General features: G+C 72.6%; 7 protein-coding genes. 6 read left to right on the top strand and 1 reads right to left on the bottom strand.

Going from position 1 to position 5,480, the window contains the following annotated elements:
* The 5 genes from AC13HU_RS31280 to ygfZ form a co-directional block, all read left to right on the top strand.
* A partial coding sequence (locus AC13HU_RS31280) for a hypothetical protein (RefSeq protein ID WP_483045349.1) occupies nt 1-852 on the top strand: 852 nt, incomplete at its 5' end.
* A gap of 257 nt (nt 853-1,109) precedes the next feature.
* A complete protein-coding gene (locus tag AC13HU_RS31275; protein ID WP_483045348.1) occupies nt 1,110-1,817 on the top strand; it encodes a hypothetical protein in 708 nt (235 codons plus the stop codon).
* Between the two features lie 248 nt (nt 1,818-2,065).
* Nucleotides 2,066-2,629, top strand: coding sequence for a heme-binding beta-barrel domain-containing protein (locus AC13HU_RS31270; protein WP_483045347.1), 564 nt, complete (start codon nt 2,066-2,068; stop codon nt 2,627-2,629).
* Between the two features lie 19 nt (nt 2,630-2,648).
* Nucleotides 2,649-3,083, top strand: a complete 435-nt coding sequence (locus tag AC13HU_RS31265) for a Fur family transcriptional regulator (RefSeq protein ID WP_483045346.1) — start codon at nt 2,649-2,651, stop codon at nt 3,081-3,083.
* An 18-nt stretch (nt 3,084-3,101) separates the two neighbouring features.
* The gene (gene ygfZ, locus AC13HU_RS31260; RefSeq protein WP_483045345.1) at nt 3,102-4,082 is read left to right on the top strand and encodes a CAF17-like 4Fe-4S cluster assembly/insertion protein YgfZ; all 981 of its coding nucleotides are present in this window, start codon (nt 3,102-3,104) and stop codon (nt 4,080-4,082) included.
* Between the two features lie 104 nt (nt 4,083-4,186).
* On the opposite strand, the gene dtd is transcribed toward ygfZ, so the two are convergent.
* Entirely contained in the window at nt 4,187-4,612 is a 426-nt protein-coding gene (dtd, locus tag AC13HU_RS31255) for a D-aminoacyl-tRNA deacylase (protein WP_483045344.1), read from the bottom strand.
* A gap of 325 nt (nt 4,613-4,937) precedes the next feature.
* On the opposite strand from dtd, the gene AC13HU_RS31250 reads away from it, so the two are divergent.
* A partial coding sequence (locus tag AC13HU_RS31250; RefSeq protein ID WP_483045343.1) for an RsiG family protein occupies nt 4,938-5,480 on the top strand: 543 nt, incomplete at its 3' end.

Raw genomic sequence — 5,480 nt, 5'->3', positions numbered from 1 at the left:
CCCCCGGCCGTACCCCCGGCCGAGGCCCAGGCCATCACCCCGGATGTGCCGCCGGTTCCGGCGCCCCCGGTGCTCCCGTCGTTTCCGCCGGCAGATGCCGGGCCCGCCCCCGTACGGTCCAGGCGCGGGCTCGCCCTCGGGCTCGCCGCCGTGCTGGTCGCGGTCGTGGCGGGCGGCGGCGTCGGGTACGCCGTGCTGCACGGCAAGGACGGCGGGGCGGACGCGAAGCCCCCCGTCACACCGTGGACCGAGCCGACCCCGACCGCCACCAAGGCGTTCGGCACGATGTCCGGTGGCAGCCACTCCGGCAGCCCGCAGATGCTGCTCCTGCCGGTGCCCGCCGGCTACCTGCCCGGCCCCGACGTGGACGGCTACGGCAACGATGTCGCGCTCGACGCCAAGCAGGCGCGGCAACTGGTCAGGGGCGACTCCCGGGACATGTCCGCCAAGGAGCGCAAGAAGCTGAACGAGGCCCTGAACGACCTGCACATCGAGAGCGCCGGGTTGCGGACCTACGCCCAGTCCGGCGGCGAGTTGGTGGTCCAGCTGCGGATCGTGCAGATGAAGAACAAGGAGGCGGCGAGGGCCGAGACGGACTACTTCACCGCCTTCACCAAGGCCATGGGGATCTTCCGCACCGGCCCGAAGGTCAAGGGCTACCCGAAGGCCACCTGCGTCCTGCCGACCGCCGAGCCGGGTGACCTCCTGGACACGATGACCTGCCAGGCCACCGAGGGCGACTTGATGGTGACGATGACGGTCGACGGCACGCGGCCGCTGGCGAAGTCCGACGCGGCCGACCTGCTGCGCAGGCAGCTCGACCGGATCAAGGACCCGGGGATGACGATCTGATGACGGAGACGACAGCTGGGACAACACCTGAGCGGGCGCCTGAGTCGGCGCCCGAGCGGGCGCCTGGGCAGGCGCTTGAGACGGCGGCCCCGGAACAGCCGACCTCCGTGCCGCCGGGCGACGAGGCCGTAGCGCCCGAACCGTCGGTCCGACCCGAACCGACGGGCCAGTCCGAACTTCCGGTCCCGCCGCCACCGCCCACCTTGCCGCGGCCGCCCAGGCGGAAGTTGCGGGCCGCGGTCCGGTGGACGGCGGCCTTGCTGGTCTTCGCCGCGCTCGGCGGAGCGGCGACGTACGCCGTGACGCAGCCGGAGCGGACGAGGATCCCGGGGCTCAAGACGCCCGACGACGGCCGCTGGACGTATCCGTCGGTCGCGCTGCCGAAATTGCCCGCGGGCAGGCCGCGCCCGCTGAGCCCGGCCAACTCCGCCGGCGTGCACTACGCCGACGAGCGGTCGCTGCTGCTGCCGCTGCCCGAACAGGCCGTGCCGGACCGCTCCTTCCCCGGTACGGCCGGGTGGCTGCCGGTCGCGATCTACCTGAAGCGGTACAACTTCGCGTTCCCGGACGTCGCGAAGAGCGCGCGCCTGGAGCTGCGCGACGACGCGCTGCGGCACATCGCCGCCCGGGCCTGGACCATGCCCGACGGCACCAGGACCGAGGTCTACCTGCTCCAGTTCCTCAGCACCGGATACCGCGTCGTCTGCTTCGACGCCATCGGGGGCAACGAGATCAAGGGCGCCCCGCACGCCGTCTCCGACGTCAAGGCGAAGTCCCCGTCGATCCCGCGGGCGGTCGACGTGTCCGCCTGGGCCGAGGTGAAGTCGGACGGTGCCACCTCGACCCGCTACGCGACCCTCAGCGCGGGCGACACGCTCGCGCTGGTGGTCCAGACCCGCAAGGGCCCGCTGCCCGCGGTGCCGTTCCACCAGACGGTCCGGCTACAGGCCCAGCTGCTGGGCTGAGCCGCCGGGCTGAGCCGCCGGGCTGAGCCGCCACGGGCGCGGCCTGGCCGCGCCCGTGGCGGGGCCGCGCACTAGACTTGTCCGCGGCCCGTGCCGTACCCGTGCGCGGACCTGCACCGTCTGCCGCCCGAGGAGCCCGTCCGTGGAAATCCAGTACTACTTCGACGCCCTGCTCGTCCTGGTCTGCCTGGGCGTCGCCGCGTTCGCGCTCTACGCGGTGAAGAAGCTGTACCAGGGCCAGCGCTGACATGATCGAGATCCCCTCCGACCTGCATCCGAGTCTGGTCCCGCTCGTTTTCCTGCTCGGCCGCTGGACCGGCGCGGGCGTGCACGACTTCCCCGGCGCCGAGAAGTGCAACTTCGGGCAGGAGGTCGCCTTCACCCACGACGGACGGCCGTTCCTGGAGTACACCTCGCACACCTGGGTGCTGGACGAGGAGGGCCGCAAGGTCAGGCCGCTGGAGTCCGAGACCGGCTACTGGCGGATCGACGCCGAGCGCAAGGTGGACGTGACCACCACCCGCGACGAGGGCGTGGTGGAGATCTGGACCGGCGAGCTGGCCGACGGCAAGCCGCAGATCGACCTGGTCACGGACGCGGTGGCGCGGCTGTCGGTGGCCCCCGCGTACAGCGGCGGCAAGCGGCTCTACGGGTACGTCAACAGCGATCTGATGTGGGTCGGCGAGAAGGCCACCCCGGAGGTGCCGCTGCGCGCGTACATGTCCGCGCACCTGAAGAAGGTGGTGGACCCCAAGGAGTGGGCTGCCGATGTGAAGGACCTTCCCGACGACGGGATCGCCTTCTTCAAGTAGGCGTACCTACACTGGGCCTGTGGCGAGCATCGACTGGAAGAGCGATCTGCGGCAGCGCGGGTACCGGCTGACCCCGCAGCGCGAGCTTGTCCTGGAGGCCGTCGACGCCCTCGGCCACGCGACGCCCGACGGCATCCTGTGCGAGGTGCGCAAGACCGCCTCCGGGATCAACATCTCCACGGTCTACCGGACCCTGGAGCTGCTGGAGGAACTGGGCCTGGTCAACCACGCCCACCTGGGCCACGGCGCCCCCACCTACCACCTCGCCGACCGGTACGACCACATGCACCTGGTCTGCCGGGACTGCGACCGGGTGACCGAGGCCGACGTGAGCCTCGCGACCCCGCTCAAGGACGAGCTGCGGGCGGAGTTCGGCTTCGAGACGGACATGAAGCACTTCGCGATCTTCGGCCGCTGCCGGGACTGTGCCCGCAAGGCCGCGCAGACGAGCTAGCGCCGTACGCTTGACCGCATGAACAAGAGCCCTTTGCTGTCGCTGCCCGGCGCCGTCCCCGCAGAAGGCCCTGACGAAGGCGTCGCCGCCCACTACGGCGACCTGTTCCGCGAGCAGCGCGCGCTCGCGGACGGCACCGGTTTCGTGGACCTGTCGCACCGCGGAGTCGTCACCGTCAGCGGGGCGGACCGGCTCTCCTGGCTGCACCTGCTGCTCACCCAGCACGTCGAGCAGCTCCCGCCGCACCAGGCCACCGAGGCGCTGATCCTGTCCGCGCACGGCCACATCGAGCACGCCCTGTACCTGGTCGACGACGGCACCACCACATGGATGCACATCGAGCCCGGCACCCAGGAGGCGCTGCTCGGCTACCTGGAGAGCATGAAGTTCTTCTACCGGGTCGAGATCGCCGACGCCACCGACCAGTACGCGGTGGTGTACCTGCCCGCCGGGTCGATCACCCAGGTGCCCCTGGAGTGGGCGGTGCGCGAGACGCCGTACGGCCGCGACGTGTTCGTGCCGCGCGACAAGCTGGCGGACTTCGCGCCCACGGCGGGCCCGGCGGCCGGCGTGCTCGCCCACGAGGCGCTGCGGATCGAGGCGCACCGGCCGCGGCTGGGCCTGGAGACCGACCACCGTACGATCCCGCACGAGCTGGGGTGGCTGGAGAGCGCGGTGCACCTGCAGAAGGGGTGCTATCGCGGCCAGGAGACCGTTGCCCGCGTGCACAACCTCGGGCGGCCGCCGCGCCGCCTCGTCTTCCTCCACCTCGACGGCAGCGAGGTACGGCTGCCGGCCCACGGCGCCCCCGTCCGCGTCGCCGTCGAAGGCGCCGACCCCGCCGAGGGACGCGCGATCGGTTTCATCACCTCCTCCGCCCGGCACTGGGAGCTGGGCCCCATCGCCCTCGCCCTGGTCAAGCGGAACACCCCGGAGAACGCGACGCTGATCGCCGACGAGAACACCGCGGCGGCCCAGGAGACCGTGGTCGCGCCGTAGCTGCCCGTCGCGCGGTTCGCCCCGGAGGGGGAGGACCGCGCGACACGCCGCCCGCGCACCGCAAGGTCCGGGGCGGACGGGGCCGGGCGGCCCGGGCGGAGGCGTCAGAGGTCGATGACGACCGTGAAGGGCCCGTCGTTGGTGAGGGAGACCTTCATGTCGGCGCCGAAGACCCCGGTGGCGACGGTCGCCCCGAGCCCGCGCAGCTGCGCGACCACCTCGTCGACGAGGGGCTCGGCGACGGCGCCGGGCGCGGCCGCGTTCCACGTGGGCCGGCGCCCCTTCCGGGCGTCACCGTAAAGCGTGAACTGGCTCACCACGAGCAGCGGCCCGTCGATGTCGGAGCAGGACCGCTCCTCGGGCAGAATCCGCAGGCTCCACAGCTTGCGGGCGAGCGCCGCCGCCTTCTCCTTCGTGTCGTCGTGCGTCACGCCGACCAGGACGCACAGCCCCGGTCCCTGGATGGCGCCGACGATCTCCCCGTCGACGACGACCTTCGCTTCGCTCACCCGCTGGGCCACCGCTCGCATGCACCCATTGTTACGGGTCGCGGCGGCCGTACCTCACACGGGTGAGAGCACGGGACGCGGCGGCGGTGTACGCCCGGTCGGCGGGGTCGCACAACTGTTGTGACGGCCGTTCGGGTGCAGAGTCGCTGCGGGGTGCCAGTGGCAGATGGCAGCATCAAAGCCGGGAGGGGCGTGCGGCACGCCCGGAGGGGACGACAGGGATGACCAGATCCGGCGCCGGAGAGACGTCCGGCACCGCGCGACGGGCGCTGTCCACGGCGCCCGGCACCGCCGTATCGAGGGCCGCCGCTTCCGCGGCGGATCGCACAGCAGGAAGGGCCAACCCATGCTGAAGGCCGACGCTACAGGCCCACTACGGCCGCCCGCGGCATGCGGCCCGCTCGCCGATCCGCCCGCGTCCGACCTGGGCGCGATGGATCTGGCGGCGCTGCGCACCCTGCGCCGTGAAGCGCAGCGGGAGGAGGCCGACCTGTCGTACCTGCGGCGCATGCTGCACGGGCGGATCGACATCCTGCGTGCCGAACTGGCCCGGCGCGGCGGCTCCGAGGCGCCTGCGGCGAACGCGGAGGAGGGCCGCGCGGGCGGTGGCGGCCCTGCCGGGGGCGGGGCGGCCGGCGCGGACGGGCCCGTGGTGGACCGGCTCTCGGAGATCCTGACCGACGGGCCGTCGCGGGTGCGCTCCTCGGCCCGGCACGTCACGCTCGGCACGCCTCTGACGGAGCGGGTGCGGCTGCTCGCCGAGGAGATGCTCTCCGAGGTGGAACTGTCCGACCTCGACGCCCGTACCGACCCCGAACTGCACGCGGCGATGGGCCGGTTGGCCGGTCACGAGCAGCAGGTCTCGCGCCGCCGCCACACGCTCCAGCAG

The sequence above is a fragment of the Streptomyces sp. NH27 genome, from assembly GCF_056859195.1.
The sequence above is the reverse complement of the archived record's forward strand: the minus strand, read 5'-3'. Positions and strand labels throughout refer to the sequence as shown.

Excerpts from the sequence above, each read along its gene's own strand:
- dtd (WP_483045344.1), bottom strand. The coding sequence starts at position 4,612 with ATGCGAGCGGTGGCCCAGCGGGTGAGCGAAGCGAAGGTCGTCGTCGAC.
- AC13HU_RS31270 (WP_483045347.1), top strand. The coding sequence starts at position 2,066 with ATGATCGAGATCCCCTCCGACCTGCATCCGAGTCTGGTCCCGCTCGTT.
- ygfZ (WP_483045345.1), top strand. The coding sequence starts at position 3,102 with ATGAACAAGAGCCCTTTGCTGTCGCTGCCCGGCGCCGTCCCCGCAGAA.